General features: G+C 74.4%; 12 protein-coding genes. All 12 read right to left on the minus strand.

Annotation, left to right across the window (positions count from 1 at the left end; all coding sequences use genetic code 11):
- Window positions 1–159 precede the first annotated feature (159 nt).
- The gene (locus ACIRRH_RS24740; RefSeq protein WP_403071241.1) at window positions 160–1,068 is read right to left on the minus strand and encodes a phosphotransferase family protein; all 909 of its coding nucleotides are present in this window, start codon (window positions 1,066–1,068) and stop codon (window positions 160–162) included.
- Entirely contained in the window at window positions 1,061–2,314 is a 1,254-nt protein-coding gene (locus ACIRRH_RS24745) for an MFS transporter (RefSeq protein ID WP_403071244.1), read from the minus strand. Before ACIRRH_RS24745 ends, ACIRRH_RS24740 begins: the two co-directional genes overlap by 8 nt.
- Window positions 2,311–4,905: a lantibiotic dehydratase gene (locus ACIRRH_RS24750; RefSeq protein ID WP_403071246.1), complete on the minus strand. Its 2,595-nt coding sequence runs from the start codon at window positions 4,903–4,905 to the stop codon at window positions 2,311–2,313. The genes ACIRRH_RS24745 and ACIRRH_RS24750 overlap by 4 nt, the downstream gene beginning before the upstream one ends.
- Window positions 4,902–5,846 carry a PHP domain-containing protein gene (locus ACIRRH_RS24755; protein ID WP_403071249.1) on the minus strand — a complete coding sequence of 315 codons (945 nt, stop codon included), beginning with the start codon at window positions 5,844–5,846 and terminating at the stop codon, window positions 4,902–4,904. The genes ACIRRH_RS24750 and ACIRRH_RS24755 overlap by 4 nt, the downstream gene beginning before the upstream one ends.
- Entirely contained in the window at window positions 5,846–6,898 is a 1,053-nt protein-coding gene (locus ACIRRH_RS24760; RefSeq protein WP_403071252.1) for a hypothetical protein, read from the minus strand. The genes ACIRRH_RS24755 and ACIRRH_RS24760 overlap by 1 nt, the downstream gene beginning before the upstream one ends.
- Window positions 6,895–7,989, minus strand: a complete 1,095-nt coding sequence (locus ACIRRH_RS24765) for an arginase family protein (protein ID WP_403071255.1) — start codon at window positions 7,987–7,989, stop codon at window positions 6,895–6,897. Before ACIRRH_RS24765 ends, ACIRRH_RS24760 begins: the two co-directional genes overlap by 4 nt.
- A gap of 1 nt (window position 7,990) precedes the next feature.
- Window positions 7,991–9,349 carry a B12-binding domain-containing radical SAM protein gene (locus ACIRRH_RS24770; RefSeq protein ID WP_403071258.1) on the minus strand — a complete coding sequence of 453 codons (1,359 nt, stop codon included), beginning with the start codon at window positions 9,347–9,349 and terminating at the stop codon, window positions 7,991–7,993.
- A gap of 47 nt (window positions 9,350–9,396) precedes the next feature.
- Window positions 9,397–11,994 carry a lantibiotic dehydratase gene (locus tag ACIRRH_RS24775; protein WP_403071261.1) on the minus strand — a complete coding sequence of 866 codons (2,598 nt, stop codon included), beginning with the start codon at window positions 11,992–11,994 and terminating at the stop codon, window positions 9,397–9,399.
- A gap of 205 nt (window positions 11,995–12,199) precedes the next feature.
- A complete protein-coding gene (locus tag ACIRRH_RS24780; protein ID WP_403071263.1) occupies window positions 12,200–13,258 on the minus strand; it encodes a methyltransferase in 1,059 nt (352 codons plus the stop codon).
- 134 nt (window positions 13,259–13,392) lie between these two features.
- Window positions 13,393–14,622, minus strand: a complete 1,230-nt coding sequence (locus ACIRRH_RS24785) for an aminotransferase class I/II-fold pyridoxal phosphate-dependent enzyme (protein WP_403071338.1) — start codon at window positions 14,620–14,622, stop codon at window positions 13,393–13,395.
- Between the two features lie 65 nt (window positions 14,623–14,687).
- Window positions 14,688–15,839: an alpha-hydroxy acid oxidase gene (locus tag ACIRRH_RS24790; RefSeq protein WP_403071266.1), complete on the minus strand. Its 1,152-nt coding sequence runs from the start codon at window positions 15,837–15,839 to the stop codon at window positions 14,688–14,690.
- Window positions 15,836–16,933: a 4-hydroxyphenylpyruvate dioxygenase gene (hppD, locus tag ACIRRH_RS24795; protein ID WP_403071269.1), complete on the minus strand. Its 1,098-nt coding sequence runs from the start codon at window positions 16,931–16,933 to the stop codon at window positions 15,836–15,838. The genes ACIRRH_RS24790 and hppD overlap by 4 nt, the downstream gene beginning before the upstream one ends.
- Between the last annotated feature and the right edge of the window lie 82 nt (window positions 16,934–17,015).

The following is a 17,015-nucleotide window of genomic DNA, read 5'->3' on the forward strand; positions in this document are numbered from 1 at the left end:
CCGGTTCGCGACCAGGCCTGGTGGCGGCGTCGCCGGCCGGCCCGGCCGAGCCGGTGACCGGCGTTGTGAACGGGCTGGACGACCAGGGCGGCGAGGGCGGCCGTCGATGCGGACAGGGACCGGTGCCGGGTGGCGCCGGTCCCTGCCGGGGGCGGACGGTTACGGGCGCGCGGTGGTGAGGCGCAGGGCCAGGTCGCGGGCGTGGGCGGCGGCGGTGGGGCCGCGGGTGGGGTCGGGGGCTTCGGAGAGGAAGACCAGGGCGAGCATCAGGGCGGCGTCCAGGCGGCAGGCGAGGAGGCAGGGATCGTCCTCGGCGGGCACGGGGGCGACGGTCGCGTAGCCGGCGCGGAGGGTGGTGAGGTCGAGGTCGTTCTCGGGGTAGCGGGCGTATTCGGCGAGCCGGCCGAACTCCAGGGCGGGGGAGCCGAGCAGGGCGTTCGACCAGTCGAGGAGGGCGGTGGTCCGGCCCTGGTGGCGGCGGATGTTGGAGCTGCGGACGTCGAGGTGGAGCAGGCTGCTCTCGATGAGGGGGGAGAGCCCGCGGGCGAGGAGGCCGGCGGCCGGGGGCTCGGGCCAGTCGTCGACGTGGCGGGCGAGTTCGGCCCAGCGGCGGGCTATCCGGGTGGTGAGGGCGTCGATCGTGCTGCCGCCCTCGGCGGCGACGGGGCGCAGCCGCGGTGGCGGCACCCGGTGCAGCCGGGCGAGGAGCTGCCCGAGGGCGTGGGAGTCGAGCGGGGAGCCGTCGTCGTCGACGTAGTCGGAGAGCAGCACGTCGGGCGAGTTCGGGTCGTCGGCGAGGACCAGCTCCCGGGCCCGGGCGACCGGCAGGCCGTGCTCGGCCAGGTGCCGGGCGATGGCGTACTCCTGGACGAGCAGGGCGCGGGTGTCCACGTGCGGGTCGTTGGCGTTGGAGTCGAACCGCCGGTGCGCGAGCCGTACGGCGACCGGTTCGCCGTCCCGGCCCAGGGCCCGGAAGACGGTGAACTCCAGGCCCTTGCCGACGAGTTCCAGGCCGCTGAGGCCCCACTGCTCGGCCAGCCGGTCCAGTACGGCGAAACGCTCACTCATGTGCATCCTCGGGAGTCTTGCGACGGTCGGTCACCCTGCTGTCCCTCAGCAGGGCGTAGGCGATCGGCAGGCAGGTCAGCAGGGTGACCACGCCGCCGAGGGCGAAGGCGGCGCGCGGCCCGGCCGAGGTGCTCACCCGGCCGAAGACCAGCGCGCCGAGGGGCATCGTGCCCCAGGCGAACAGCCGGTAGACGCCGGTGGCCCGGCCGAGCATCCGGTCCGGGATGATCGTCTGGCGCAGCGAGACGGCGACGACGTTCCAGACCATCAGGGCGAAGCCGGTGAGGCAGTAGGCGACGGTGACCACCCACACCCGGTCGCTCGCCCCCACCGCCAGGCCCGCGACGCCCATCAGGGCCAGGTTGCCGACCAGCGCGGGGACCCGGCCGATCGCCGTGGTCAGCCGGCTGGCGACCATGCCGCCGACCACGCCGCCGATCGCCCCGGCGGCCAGCAGTGCCCCGTAGGCGGAGTCCGGGAGCTCCAGCACGTCGCGCACCAGGATGACGAAGACGGCGATCTGCCCCAGGTACACGGCGTTGATGACGCCGGCGGAGACGGTCAGGGCACGCAGCAGCGGGTCGCGCAGCACCAGCGCGACGCCCTCGCGGATGTCGGACAGCAGCCGGGGCTTCTCGGCGGGCGGCGCGGTCCCGGGCTCGGGTGCGGGCCCGCGCACGCCGCGCAGCAGCGCCGCGGAGACCAGGAAGGAGACCGCGTCGAGCAGCAGCGGCACCGCCCGGCCCACCGTGAACAGCACACCGCCGACGACCTGCCCGAGCAGGTCGCGGCCGACGGTCTGGACGGCGAAGAGCCGGCCGTTCGCCGACTCCAGCCGCTCCTTGGGGACGACGCTCGGCAGCAGCGCGAAGGACGCGCAGTCGAACAGCACCTCGCCGACGCCCAGCAGGAACGCGGCGGTGAGCAGCGGCCAGAAGGTCAGCCGGTCGGCGGCGAGCAGTACGACGGTGAGGACCAGCACCGCGGCGCGCAGCAGGTCGGCGAGGACCATCAGCAGGCGCCGCTCGAAGCGGTCGGCGTACGCCCCGGCGGGCAGGGCGAACAGCAGCCAGGGCACGGTGGTCGCCGCGGTGACCGCGGACACCTGGAAGGCGTCGTGCAGCACCGCGGTGGACAGCAGCGGCAGCGCGGCGAAGCGCATGCCGTCGCCGACCGCGGAGGAGGCCGCGGCGCCGATGACCCGGTGGTAGCCGGAGACGGGGCGGACGGTGGTGTCGGTGCTCACCCGCGCGGCTCCGCGGCGGGACTGCGCCCCGCCGAGAAGACGGCGCAGCGCAGTTCGCTGGTGTACCGGTGGCCGTCCACGTCCAGCCAGCGCTGGTCGGGGGCGGGCAGCATCTCGGAGATCTCCAGGGTGCCCTTGGCCTTGGCGGCCAGCCGGCCGAGCTGCCGCACCAGCAGCGGGGACTCCCAGTCGACGTAGACCGGCTTCGGCTCGCCGGGGACCTTGACGAAGACGTGCCGGGGCAGCCGGTGTTCGGCGCGCAGCCGGCAGGCGGCGACGAACTGGGCGGCGTCGTCCCGGCCCTTCTGCCGGCCGAGGGCGGTGGTGTCGCGCAGCCGGGCGGCGGGGATGCGCCAGGTCTCGCGCTGCAGCACGACGCGGCCGCAGCGGATGCGCGGGATGTGCGCCAGGTCGGGGGCGTCGAGTCCGGCGCCGCCGAAGTGGCGGGGGAAGGCGAACGGGGAGAGCGGGTCCTGCCGGATGCTCGGGCCGCCGGCCGGGGGCGCCATCAGGCGCAGCCGGCCCTCGACGCCGTGGGCGCGCAGCTCCAGCCGGTCGCCGCGCAGTACCAGGTACAGCTGGGAGGGCTGCAGCACCCGGTCGCGGGACTGCGCGGAGCGGCCGTAGACCTCCAGGTCGTGGCAGGGGTAGACGAGTTGGGTGGAGGACTTGTCGGGGTGGCCGCGGGACAGGTTGGCGAGCACCTCGTCGTCCGCGAGCAGGGACCGGTAGCCGCGGTACACCTCGGAGAGCAGTTCGGGGGCGTGCTCCTGGATCAGCGGGCCGAAGCTGGTGTGGGTGATGACCTCCCGCACCGCGTGGCAGTCGCCGATGACGGCGGTGAACCGGCCCTCGGCCAGGTCCTCCCGGCTCTTCGCGGCGAACAGGATGTCCGGGTCGCAGACCGCCGGCGGGCTGCTCGGCTGGGAGGCGAGGACGGCCGCCATCCGCTCCCGGTCCACCACGACCTCGGAGCGGTCCGGGTCCGTCGCGGCCTCGCCGAGCAGGGCCGCGCCGATCGCCCGGTCCAGTTCGGCGAGTTCGGCCTCGACGGCGAGGCACTCCCGGGCGATGGCCTCCCGGTCGCGGAAGAACTCGGCGTAGAGCACGTCCAGCGGGATCTCGACGCCGGGGCCGAACCGCTCGGCCACCCACCGGGTGAGGATGACCAGTTCGCGTCGCATCCGCAGGCGCGGGCCGGCCAGCACGGTCTCGTACACGATGGAAAGTTCGTCCGTGATGAAGCGGGCGAGGTCCGGGCCGACGGTCAGGTCGGCCGGGTGGCCGCGGGCCTCCTCGAACAGGATGCTGCGGTCGGCGTAGTGCAGGCCGCTGTTGCGGTTGGCGGGGCCTGCGGTCAGCTGCTCGAACCGGGCCTTGGTGCCGGCGAGCGCGGCCGCGCGCTCGGGCAGCGGCAGCCGGGCGAAGCGGGCCAGGTCCGCCTCGAAGCCGTCGATCGCGGTGAGCAGCGGGGCGGCCAGTTCGGTGGGGGCGGCGAGCAGCTGCTCGCGCAGGGCGGCCAGTGGCCGGTGGTCGCCGATCGGGATCTCGAACTCGACGACCACCCATTCGCGGTCGGCGAGTTCGGCGAGGACCCGGTCGAAGGGGACGGGGCAGCGCAGCTCGTCCTGCCAGGCCCCGCGCAGTTCGCGCAGGGTGCGCTCGCCGTCGCAGTGCTGCCACAGCCAGGCCTCGTACGGTTCCACCGGCCGCCCGCCGAGGTGCCGGAAGTCCCAGTCGGTGTCCAGGCCGTCGCGGGTGGTGAAGGCGTACAGGTCGATCCGGCCGTCGCGCAGGAAGGACAGCGGGCGACGCCGGGGCCGGGCGTGGTCGAGCAGGCCGGGGACGGCGGCGGCGCTCTGGGCGAGCTTCTCGGCGGCCCAGTGGCTGAACAGCGCCCGCCGTTCCAGCTCCCGCTCGCCGGACCAGGTGATGCCGGGGGCCGTGCCGACCCGGCCGGGGGTGAAGGGGCCGAAGTGCGAGTGGGTCTCGTTCTTGGTGGTGACCCGCTGGAGGTACATGGTGAGCAGGTCGGTCATCTTGCGGGTGCGCCGGCCGGTCGAGCCGTCGAAGCCGTCGAGCCAGGCGGCGAAGATGGGGTAGGCGGAGTCGTTGGAGAGCAGCAGGACCTGCCGCAGGCGTTCGTCGCCGAAGGCCGCGACCACGGCGGCCCCGGCCCGGTCGAGGCGCTCCTGGTGCCGGGCGGCGAACCGCGCCTGCTCCTCGGCGAACCGCCGGGCGGCGTCCTGGTAGGCGCGCAGGGCGGCGGCCGCCTCGGCGGGGACGGCGGCGGCCGCGGCGGCCAGGTCGGGCTCGGGGACGGGCAGCAGGAAGCCGGCGGGGGAGGACAGCCTGGCGGCGCCGGGCACCGGGTGCCGGCGGAGGGTGGCCTTGAACTCGTCTGCCAGCGCCTTCAGTTGCCGCCCGTGGGCGACGAGTTCGCGGGCCTCTTCGGCGGCGGCCGGGTCCGCCAGGGGCGCGAGCAGCTCCATCGGGAAGCCGGCCTGGCGGAGCACGACGACCGGCGCGAGGTGCCAGGCGACGCGCACACCGGGCTCGGTGGTGGTCTGGGGGTCGTTGACGGTGGTCACAGCCTCACCTGGGGACTCGAGTGGACGGGAGGACGGCGGTCGTGCAGGGCGTCCAGGACGGCGAGCGGATCGGCGGGGAGCGCGGGCAGCAGGCCGGGGCGCGGCGCCCAGGGCTTGACCCGCACCCCGTGGTAGTCGGACCCGGCGGTGGCGACCAGGCCGAGCCGCTCGGCCGCCTCGGCGAGCCGGGCGCTGTCGGCCGGGGTGTGCCAGCTGGTCCACACCTCCAGCCCGGCCAGGCCGGCCGCGCGCAGCGGCTCCAGCAGCGCCGCGCACCGCGGGGCGTCCAGGCCGGCGGTGAGCGGGCCGGGGTGGGCGAGGACGGCGACCCCGCCCGCCTGCTCGATCCAGGACAGCACCTCCACCAGGTCGGGGTTGACCGGGTGTTCGACGTGCAGCGGCCGGCCGGGCCGGCACCAGTCGGCGATGAAGCGGGCGAACCGGTCGTCGCCCCCGCCGTACGGGGCGAACCGCGGGTCGCCGTCGGCCGCCTCCAGCAGCAGGGCCAGGTAGTCGTTGACGTAGGCCACCCGGTCGCCGCCGATGCGCCGCTCGACGTCCGCCCGGTCGAGCGGCACGCCGAGGGCGTGTGCCCGGTCGGTCCAGGTGCGCCACCAGGCCAGTTCGGCATCGTGGACGCGCCCGATCCGCTGCCGGAACCGTTCGTCGCCGGGGTCGACGAAGTAGGCCAGGCAGTGGGTCTCCTCGCCGCGCCAGGTGGTGGTGATCTCGCAGGCCGGTACCACGGTGAGGCGCCCGCCGGCGGCCCGCTCGAACGCGGCGACGCCCGCGACGGTGTTGTGGTCCGTCACGGCGGCCACCCGCAGGCCGGCCTCGACGCACCGCCGGGCCAGTTCGGCCGGCGCCTCGTCCCCGTCCGAGTGCCGGGTGTGCAGGTGCAGGTCGACCGGGGTGGCCAGGGCGGCGGGCGCCCCCCGCATCAGCGGGCTCCGGGCAGGGTGCGCCGCCAGGAGGCGGCCAGCCAGCGTTCGTACTCGGGGCCGGACGGGTCGTCCACGACCAGGCACAGCGGCTCGATGATCCGCCCCGCACCGCCGGCCAGGCCGCCGTGCAGCATGGTGAGGTTGTGGCCGAGCAGGAGGTCGCAGTGCTCGCCCGGGGCGAGGACCTCCCAGCGGCGGCGGAACTGCGCCCAGGTCAGGCCCGTGGCCATGAGCACCTGGTGGCAGAACAGCCGGGCCGCCTCGCCGCGGCACTCGCCGCACGCACAGCTGTGGGCCAGCGGCACGGCGGCGGGGAAGCGCCGGCGCTCCTCCTTGGTCAGCACCGCCTCGCTGTGGTGGAAGGACAGGCCGTGCCAGAGCGGCTCCTCCAGGCCCAGCATGGCGCCCACCGAGGGGTAGGCGCAGCCGTGCTCCGGCTGGCGCTCCAGGCCGCGGCGCAGGTTGTCGCCGAGCCAGCGGGCCGCGGTGGCCACGGGGTCGGCCCCCCGGTCGACGCCGCGCCGCTCCAGCACGTCGTCGATCACGCCGAGCCAGTCGTAGTACGTGGTGACGCTCAGCCCCTCGCCGACCTCCGGCAGGAAGATGCCCTGGTACATCTTGTGCGCGGGGGTGGTGGTGTACCCGGAGTCGCCGTAGGTGCGCCGGGACGGGTCCCAGTCGGGGGCGTCCTGGAGGCTGGGCGTCAGGTACGAGCAGTGCTGGCCGTCGTGGTGGGGCAGCAGGGTCCGGGTGGTGTAGCCCTCGGGCACGTAGGTCTGCTGCGCCCTGTCGGCCTCCAGGCGCATCCGCTCGGGGGCGCCGCGGGCGATCAGCGCGGTGCGCACGCGCTCGACGATGCCGGTGGACAGCCGGCGGCTGTCCTCGACGCCCAGCCGCAGCCGGCCGATCCGGAAGACTGCGTAGCCGACCCGGTGGATGACCTCGACGGCCTCGGTGGCGAGCGCGTCCAGCGCCCGCTCACGCTCGGCCGGGGCCCCGGAGACCAGCGGGGTACAGTCGAACTGCGCTTCGTGGGGCGTGAATCTCACCGGTGCTCCAGGGGTGCGGAGGGGGTGGCGGGGGCCCAGGGCGCGAGTTCGGCCGGGGCTCCCTCGGTGCGGAACAGGAACTCGAAGAGCAGCCGGGCGGCGATCTGCGCGGTGCCGCCGGACGGGTCGTAGCGGGGCGCGATCTCGGCGATGTCGACGGCGCCGACGGGCAGCGCCCGCAGCTCCTCGTAGACGTCGAGGAGGTCGCCGATGCCGATGCCGCCCATGGTGACGTGCCCGGTGCCGGTCGCCGCGGCGCTGTCGAGCACGTCGATGTCGAGGGAGACGTAGACCGTGTCGCAGCGCGAGCCGAGCTCCTCGATCACCGGGCGCAGGGCCGCGGCGGCGCCGTCCCGGGTGATCTGGGAGCCGGGCACGACGTGGAAGCCGCTGTCGAGCAGGCCGCGGAACTGCTCGTACTTGGTGACGTCCCCCACCCCGACGAAGGCGATGTCCTCCGGGCGCATCTGCGGGATCTCGCTGATCCGGCGGGAGTTGGAGCCGTGGTAGAGCGGCCCGTGCAGGGTGCTCCAGTTGCCGAAGTCGAAGTGGTGGTCGATGTTGATGAACCCCACCCGGCCGGCGCCGCGGTCGAGCCGTCCGGCGCGGAAGCCGGCGAAGGTGGGGAAGGTGCAGGAGTGGTCGCCGTTGAGGAAGATCAGGCGCGGGGCGTTCTGGCTCAGGCGGCGGCTCTCGGCGGCGACGGCCTGGAACGTCTTCACCGTGTCCGTCGGGTAGATGTGCAGGTCGCCGGCGTCGGCGACGCGGGGCGCGTGGTAGCGGAAGGTCTGCCCGGTGCGGGTGTCCAGCATCCGCCACTGGCCCAGGCTGGTGAGGTAGCTGGAGAAGACCAGGCTGGCCTGGCGGATCGCCCGCGGCCCCTCCGCGGCGCCGGGCCGGGAGCTGGCGGTGGCGTCGAAGGGCACGCCGGACACCACCCAGCCCTGCTCGCCGACGTCCACCCGGTCGGCGGTGGTGGTGGGGGCGCCGAAGAGGGTGCCGACGCCGGCCCAGCCCGGCAGCGGGTCCTGCTCGAAGTCCTCGGGTTTGACGCTGTTCCGGAGCGCTTCGAAGTCGGGGAGCTCGGTCATGTCAGATCTCCTGCGCGGCGGGTGCGAGGGGCGCGGCGGGTGTGGCGACGGGCAGCGGATCGCGGATGATGTCGTGCGCGGCGGCGATCTTCTCCTGGAACAGGTCCCAGCTGTCCTCGGGTGACAGGTGCCGGGGCCGGTAGACGACCGGGGCGTCCTCCCGCCAGTCGGCGAAGTCCCAGTTGAAGATGCGCTCGCGCAGCCTGGGGAAGTCCGGGGTGAGCGGGTACGGGACGAAGTTGTAGAGGTTGAAGAGCCACAGCGCCGATCGGTTCTCCCGCATCCAGGTGACGGTCTGGCCGTGCGCGGCCTCCGTCTCCTCGTCGAGGCCGCCCATCATGTTGAGGACGATCTTCAGCCCCGCGTCGCTGAGTTGACGGATCTTCGAAGTGTAGTCGTCCAGGCCGCGGGAGAGCTTGTTGAGCCGCTTCAGCATCTGCGAGTCGGCCGACTCGAAGCCGAGCTCCACGGCGACGACGCCGAGTTCGAGCATGGCCTCGACGATCCACTCCTTCACCTGCATCACGTGGGTCTGCACGATGAACCGGTAGCCGGGGCGGTCGCGGAAGACGTCCAGCAGGTTGCCGACCGCCTCGCGGGACTGGCCGAAGGTCTTGTCGCCGATGTAGAAGAGCCGGGTGTCCGGGAAGCGGGTGGTCAGCTCGTCCACCTCCTGGGCGAGCGCGTCCTTGGCGACCAGGGTCAGCTGCTTGCTCCAGGCGTCGCCGCAGAACGAGCACTGGTACAGGCAGCCGTGACTGGCGTTGAGCCGCAGCAGCGGCACCCGGCCCTGGTAGCCGCCGAGGTGGCGGTAGTCCGGTGCCCAGGTGATCCGGTCGGACACCAGGCCGGGCAGCAGGGGTTTCTCCAGGCTGCCGCCGGACCCGGCGGCGAGTTCGACGAGCCGGCGCACGAAGGTGGCGTCGAGCTGGCCGCGGTGCACGGCGTGCACCGCGCCGTCCGGGGCGAGCGGGGCCATGTTCCCGCCGAGGACGACACGCCGGCCGGCGTGCTCCAGCCGCTTGGCCACCTCCAGCGCGAGGCGGAGGTTCTGGGCGAGCGGGGACATCAGGACCAGGTCGCCGGCGGCGGTCGCGTCCAGCAGCGGCTCGGCGCAGTCCTCCGGCTCGGCCGGGGTCCTGGACAGGTCGCGGAAGACGGAGTCGAGGCCCGCGGTGTTCAGCAGGGCGGTCAGGTGGGCGACCCACAGCGGCATCTCCCACAGGCCGTCGGCCGGGATGAAGTACTCGGGCAGCAGGGCCCGGAAGCGCCGGTCGTAGTCGTCGTAGTAGCGCGCCAGGTTCGGGTCGGGGTCGTGACTGGAGGGGAAGGGCAACTGGACGATGCAGCTCTTGGTCATGACGGTGCCTTCGGTCGGTGAGGGCGTGGGGCCCAGACGTGGAGCACTCAGTGGGAACGGCGCGAGAAGACCGCACAGCGCAGCTCGCTGGTGTGACGTTCTCCGTCGATGTCGAGCCAGAGGTGCTCCGGGGCGGGGAGCATTTCGCTGAACTCCAGGGGGGCGGCCGTCTTCCGGGCGAGCCGGAAGACCTGCCGGACGACGAGGGGGGAGTCCCAGTCGACGTAGACCGGTTTCGGCTCGCCGGGGATCTTCAGGAAGCCGTGGCGCGGCAGGCCGAGCTCGCGGCGCAGCCGGCGGGCGGCGGCGAACTCGGGGGCGTCGCCCTTGGACCGGTGGACGCCGGGGCTCCAGCCGCGCAGGGCCTCGGCGGGGATGCGCCAGCGCTCCCGGTGCAGCACGATCCGGCCGCAGCGGATGCGGGGCACGTGGTCGCGGTCCCGGTCGCGGATGCCGACGCCGCCGAAGTGCCGGGGGAAGGCGAACGGGGAGAGCGGGTCCTGGCGGATGCTGGGGCCGCCCGCCAGCGGGGCGAGCAGCTTCAGCCGGCCGGCCAGGCCGTGGGCGCGCAGCTCCACCCGGTCGGCGGTGGCCACCAGGTACAGCCGGCCCGGCTGGAGGACGTCGCCGCGGGCCTTCGGGGAGAGCCCGTACACCTCCAGGTCCGGGCAGGGGTAGGTGAGTTGGGCGCCGGTCTTGTCGGGGTGCGAGCGGGAGAGGTCGACCAGCACCTCGTCCTCGTCGAGCAGTCCCCGGTACCGGGCGTGGACCTCGTCGAGGAGTTCCGGTGCCTCGGCCTGGAGCATCGTGGCGAAGCTGGAGTGGGTGAGCGCCTCGCGCACGGCGTGGCAGTCGCCCACGACGGCGAGGAAGTCGCCGCGTCCGATCGCGGCGGCGTCCGGCGCGGCGAGCATGACGTCCGGGTTGCACAGCCCGGGCGGGGTGTCCGGGTGGCGGGCGAGCAGTTCCTCCAGCCGGGCCCGGTCGACGACGCTCTCGTGCCGGCCGTCCTCGGCGCCGTCCAGCAGCAGGGCGACGACCTCCCGGTCGAGCGCCGTGATCTCCCGGTCGACCTCCTCGCACTCCACGGCGAGCTGCGGCTTGTCGGCGAAGAAGGCGGCGTAGAAGTCCGGCAGCGGTACGGGCGTGCCGAGGCCGAAGCGCCGCGCCATCCAGCCGTGCAGGATCGCCAGTTCGCGGCGGACGCGCAGCCGGGGGACGAGCAGCGTCAGGTCGTAGACCACGGACAGCTCTCGGCCGATCAGCGCGGTGACGTCCGGGCCGAGGACGACGTCCCCGACCGGGCTGTACGCCTCCTCGTAGAGGATGCTGCGGTCGGCGTAGTGCCGGCCCTCGGAGCGGTTGGCCACGGACCCGGTGACCTCCTCGAAGGTCTCCTTGAGCTCGGCGAGCAGGGCCGCGCGCTGCGCCACCGGGCCCTCGGCGAAGCGGCGCAGCCCGTCCTCGAAGCGGCGCACCACAGCGAGGTCGGGGGAGTCCTCGGCCAGGTGTCCGGCGAGCGAGCGCAGCACGTCGGTGGACCCGATCGGGATCTCCCAGCGCCCGATCAGCCAGTCCTGGTCGACGAGTTCGGCCAGCACCTGGTCGAAGGTGCGGTCGGCCGGACGGTCCGGGCGCTCGGCCCAGGCGGCACGCAGCTGCGCCACCGTGCGCTCGCCGTCGCAGCGCTCCCAGATCCAGGACCGGTGCGCGTCGAAGGTGTCGGACTTCACCGCGACGAAGCGCCAGCCGTCCGGCATGCCGGTGGTGGTCTCGAACGCGTACAGCCGGACCAGGGGGCCGTCGGCGAAGGCGAGCGGGCGCCGGCGGGGGCGGACGGTCTCGAAGGTCTCCGGCCGGGCGCTGAAGACCTCGGCCATCGCCTCGCCCGCCCAGTGGCTGAGCAGGGCGGTCCGGCGCAGCGGGCCGGTGGACCAGGTGATGCCGGGGGTGGTGGCCTCCGGTGCCGTCCGGGCGACGGCGAGGGGGCCGAAGTGCGAGTGGGTCTCGTTCTTGGTGGTGACCCGCTGGAGGTACATGGCGAGCAGGTCGGTCATCCGCTTGACGTGTCCGTCCGACCCGGTGCCGCCGGAGGCGATCCAGGCGGTGAACTCCTCGAAGCGGGCGTCGTTCGACAGCAGCAGGACCTGCTGGAGGGAGGGCTCGCGGAACAGGTCCACGACGGCCCGGCGGGCGCGGGCGAGGGCCGCTCCGTGCTCCTGCTCGAAGGCCGCCCAGTGGCCGTCCAGGGTCTGCACCGCGTCCTGGTAGCGCTTGGCCGAGTCCAGGGCGGCCGGGCCGAGTTCGGCCTCCAGCCGGGCGAGGCCGGCGGGCGGGAAGGGGCGGAGCATGCCGACCCCGGAGGCGAGGTCGCCCCGGGTGCCGGCCTGCTCCGCGCGCAGGGCCGCCTTCAACTGCCGCCCCAGCTCGACGGCTTCGTCACGCAGGGCGAGCACGGCGTCGGCGGCCCGGGCGGTCGCCGGGTCGACGACGCGGTCCAGCAGGGAGAGCGGGTAGCCGGCGTGGCGCAGCATCGCGACCGGGACGAGCGACCACCCGGTGCCGCCCTCCGGCCCGGTCACCGGGGTGAGGCCGCCGCCACCCGCAGGCCCTCGGTCGTCCGGGCGCTGCCTCGACTCGTCCATGATCGTCCCCTCACATGGCTGACTTGCTCACGACAGTTCGTGACCATAACAACCTGTCGAGGGGTCTTTCAATAACGATGGGGCCAACGGGCCTGATTCCGGCCAAGATTGACTGGTCATCAGCCGAAAACGCGAGGTGGTGCGGCAGGGCCCGGACGTTGGGATGGCTGCAACGATCCTGAATCGGCGTGAACTTGACGTTACGTCAGAGAGGGACGGCTTCGACGACGGAGAGCACCGTCGGGGTGGGCAGGATCCGGGACAGGCGCAGGCCGGCCCGTCCGAGCAGCTGCGCGAAGTCCGCCTCGGTGCGCTCGCGGCCGGTGAGCGAGGCCATCATCATCAGGTCCAGGGTCTTGGCCTGGTGGGGCGCGTTGTCCCGGGGGACCACGGCGTCCAGGACCAGGATCCGGCCGCCGGGGCGCAGGGCGCGCCGGCAGTGGCTCAGCAGGGTGACGCACTGGTCGTCGTCCCAGTCGTGGGTGATCCGCTTGAGCAGGTGGACGTCACCGGCGGGCACGGCGGCGAAGAAGTCGCCCTCCGCCGTGCTCCAGCGGCTCGCGATCTCCTTGTCGCCGTCCAGCCGGTGGCCGGCCAGGACGTGGGCGCGGTCGTGGAGCACGCCCTCCAGGCCGGGGTTGCGGCGCAGCACCTCCAGCAGCAGGCCGCCGTGGCCGCCGCCGACGTCCACCACCGTGCCGGTCTCCGGGAAGTCGTAGGCGGCCGCGATCGCCGCGTTCTCCGGGTCGGACATCGCCGCCATGCCGACGTGGAAGACGGCGGCGGTCTCCTCGTCCCGGGCGAAGTGGTCGAAGAACGGGACGCCGAAGACGGCGTCGAAGGCCGTGGCGCCCTCGGTGAGACAGTGGGCCATCCGCTCCGCCGGCAGCCAGAAGGTGCGGTCGGTGAGCATCCGCACCGCGTTGCGCGCCGAGTACGGGACGTCGCTGCGCAGGGCCTGCCCGGTCTCGGTCAGCGTGAAGCGGCCGTGCTCGTCCTCGGCCACCACGTCCCGGGTGGCGAGCAGGCGCAGCACCCGGTACAGGTTGCGGGCGTCCGTGCCGGTGGCGGCGGCGAGTTCGGCGGGGGTGGCCGGGCCGCCCGCGAGGGCGTCGGCCACCCCGGTGTCGGCGGCCGCGCGCAGGGCCGCGGGGAAGACGAAGCCGAGCGCCTCGTCGATGAGGAAGGCGGCCGAGCGGCGCAGGCCCTCCTCCGCTGCCGTCGCCGACCGGTCGCCGGCGGGCTGGTTCTCGTCGTGCGGCATGCGTCCTCCTCGGTGGGTCTGCGGTGCTTGCGCCGGGATGCTGCCCCGGCGTAGCGGGGCCGAAGCGCACCGTCACCTCGGAGTGGACGCACGGCGGAAGGGGCGCCCCGGGTGGGACGCCCCTTCCGGGCGGGTCAGGACTGTGCGGCGAGCAGCGCGGCCAGCCCGTCCAGCCCCCGGTCGACGGTGGCCGGGTCGACCTGGCTGACGGAGAGCCGCAGCTGGTGCTCCCCGCCCGCTCCCGGGTAGAAGTGCGACATCGGCGTCCAGATCACCCCGTACTCCGAGGCCGAGCGTTCGAGCAGCGCGTCGTCCACCACGCACGGCACCGTGAGCACCAGGAAGAACCCGCCGCGCGGCTCGTTCCAGGTCACCCCGCTGCCGGGCGGGAAGCGCCGGGCCAGGCCCTCCAGCACCAGCGAGAGGTTGCGCCGGTAGAGCGCGGCCACCTCGGTGTTGGCGGCCCGCAGGCTGTAGTCGTGCTCCAGCAGCGCGCCGCCGATCACGGCCTGGGCGATCGGCGAGGTGTTCACCGTGGTCATGCTCTTGATCATGCCGAGCAGGTCGGCGAACAGCACGGCGGCGCCCTGCCCGTCCGCCACCAGCTGGTCCGCCACCACGTACCCGACCCGGGCACCCGGCAGGGCCGTCTTGGCGAAGGAGCCGAGGTGGACCACCCGCCGCGCGGTGTCCAGCGCCTTGAGCGAGGGCAGCCGCTCCTCGCCGGCGAAGACGCAGTACGGGTTGTCCTCCAGCAGCAGGAAGTCCTCCTCGGCCGCCAGTTCCAGCAGCTCCCGGCGCAGTTCCAGCGGCAGGCTGGCCCCGCTCGGGTTGGCCACGTCCGGGACCAGGTAGAGCGCCCGCGGGCGCAGCCCCTCGGCCCGGGCGGCGGCCAACTGGCGGCGCAGGTCGGCGAGGTCCACGCCGTCCGGGCCGTCGGCCACCGCCCGCACCGGCAGGTCGGCCAGCAGTGCCGCGCCGGTCAGCCCCACGTAGGTGGGGGAGACGGCCAGCACCACGTCCTCGGGGCCGCGGCGCAGCGCCCGCAGCACCAGGAACATCGCCTCCTGGCAGCCCACCGTCACCACGATCGACTCGGCGGGCACCTCGATGCCCTCGTCCGTCGCGAGGTGGGTGGCGATCAGGTCGTGGATGATCCCCTTGGTCCGCCCGTACTGGAGCACCTGCCGGCGGGCCGCCTCCTCGGTCAGCCCGCGCTCGGTGCGCAGGTGGTCGAGGTAGCGGTCCAGGTGGCGGTGGACGGCGTCCGGCTCGAAGAACTGCTCGGCCGGGCGGCCGGCCGCGAAGGAGACCGCCTGCGGGTAGCGGATGGAGATCTCGTTGAGCAGGTTCATCGAGGTCATCGCCGGGTCGGCGAGGGAGGTGTGCAGGCCCGCGAGGAGCAGGTCGTGCGGTGCGGCGATGGTGGTCACGGGGTGCTCCAGGTGGGGCAGGGCAGGGTGGTGGTGCGCAGCTCGGCGGCGGCCCGCAGGTCGGCGCAGCCCGCGAGGCCGAGCGCGTGCCGCAGTTCGGTGGCGAGCAGGTCGAGGACCTCGGTGCAGCCCGCCTCGCCGCCGGCCGCCAGGCCCCAGATCAGCGGACGTCCGAGCAGTACCCCGGAGGCGCCGAGGGCCAGCGCGGTGAGCACGTCCGAGCCGCCGCGCACCCCGCTGTCCATCAGCACCTGGCAGTCCCGGCCGGCCAGCGCCTCGGCGACGGCGGGCAGGACCGTCACCGCGGGCACGGCCCGGTCGAGCTGGCGGCCGCCGTGGTTGGAGACCACCACGGCCGCGGCGCCGATCGCGGCGGCCCGCTGCGCGTCGGCCGGGTCGAGCACGCCCTTGACCACCAGCGGCAGCTCGGTCTGCCCGCGCAGCCATTCGAGGTCGGCCCAGGTGACGCCGGGGGAGAGCAGCTCGGCGGTGTGCGCGGCCACCGCCGAGACGGCGGTGGTGGACTCGTGCGCCCGCCCGGCGCCGCCGCCCTCCAGCAGTGCCGCGCGGACGTCCTCGGGCAGCGCGAAGGCGTTCCTGGCGTCGCGCAGCCGGCGGCCCATGTACGGCACGTCGGCGGTGACCACCAGGGCCTCGCTGCCGGCCTCCTCGGCCGCCCTGACCAGGTCGAGCAGCCGGCCGCGGTCGCGCAGCCAGTACAGCTGGAACCAGAGCGTGGCGCCGGTCTTCGCCAGCTCCTCGAAGCCGACGCTGCTGAGCGTGCCGACGGTGAACGGCACGCCCGCGGCGGCCGAGGCGCGGGCCGAGGCCAGCTCGCCCTCGGGGTGGAACAGCCGGTGGTAGGCGACGGGTGCCACCGCCACCGGCAGGGCCGCCCGGCTGCGCACCAGGGTGGCGGCGGTGTCCCGGGTGCTGACGTCGGCCAGCACCCGCGGCACCAGGGCCACCCGGTCGAAGGCGGTCCGGTTGGCGGCGAGGGTCAGCTCGCGCTCCGCGCCGCCCTCCAGCCACTCCCAGACCTCGGGCGCGAGCACGGCCCGGGCCCGGTCGGCGTACTCCGCGACGCAGAGCGCCGGGCGCCCGTCGGCCGGGTCGGTGCGGGGTTCGCTGCGGACGGGCGCGCTCATCCGGCCACTTCGCTGGCGTTGCGCTGGAGCTCCACGGCCTCGTAGAGGGCGCGGATGTTGTTGCTGCCGAAGTTGCGGGCCCGGATGCGCTCGATCACCTCGAAGAAGTAGGTGTTCCGCGGGTGCTGGGAGCGGGTGAAGATCTGGAACAGCTGGCCGTCGTGGTCCTGGTCGACCAGCAGGTTCAGCTCGCGCAGCTGCTCGAAGGAGTGCCGCAGCGGCGTCAGGCGGGCGGGCAGCGCGTCGTAGTAGGTCTGCGGGGTGCGCAGGAACGGCACGCCGCGCTCGGCCATGGTGGAGACGGAGTGCACCGCGTCCTCGGCGGCGAAGGCGACGTGCTGCACCCCGGCGCCGTCGTGGCCGGCCAGGAAGGAGGCGATCTGGCCGCCCGCGTCCGCGGTGAGCGGCTCGATCAGGGTGAGCGTGACGCTGCGGTCGGCGCTCTGCACGACGGCCGAGTCCATGCCGAGCGCGCCGACCTCGACCCGCTCCTCGAAGATCGTCCGGAAGCCGAAGGCCTCGTGGTAGCGGTGCTCGGTCTTGCGCAGTTCGCCGAACGGGACCAGGACCGCGAAGTGGTCGACGGAGCGCAGGCCGACCTCGCCCTCGCCGGTCAGCGGGGCCGGGTCCGGCAGGCCGGGGATGCGGCCGGCCGGGGCCTCGGGGCCGCGCTCGATCAGGGTGTGCACCACGTCGCCGAAGGCGTCGACGACGGCGGTGACGCAGCCGTCCGCGGCCTGCGGCTCGCGCAGGGCGGCGGCGCCGCGGGCGGTCAGCGTGCGGTACGCGTCGGTGGCGTCCGGTACCCGCAGGCCGAGGGCGCCCACGCCGTCGCCGTGGCGCTCCAGGTAGCCGGTGGCCGGGTGTCCGGCGGCCAGCGGCTGGGTGATCAGCAGCCGGATGTCGGCCTGGCCGACCAGCGCGGAGAGGCAGCGCTCGGCGGTCTCGCCGCGCTCGGTCGGCGGGACGAGCAGTTCGAAGCCGTACTCCGTGGTCAGCTTGGCGGTCTCGGCGCCCAGGTCGGCCACGTAGAACTCGACGTGGTCCAGCTCGACGGGGATCGGGGTGACGGCGGGAGAGGAACGGTCGGTCATCGGGAGAGCTCTCTCGTGAGGAGGACGGGAGGTGCTGCGGGGTGATCAGGTGAGCGGACGTGCGGGGTGGTGCGGACGTTCG

The sequence above is a fragment of the Kitasatospora sp. NPDC101235 genome, from assembly GCF_044767505.1.
GTDB lineage: Bacteria > Actinomycetota > Actinomycetes > Streptomycetales > Streptomycetaceae > Kitasatospora.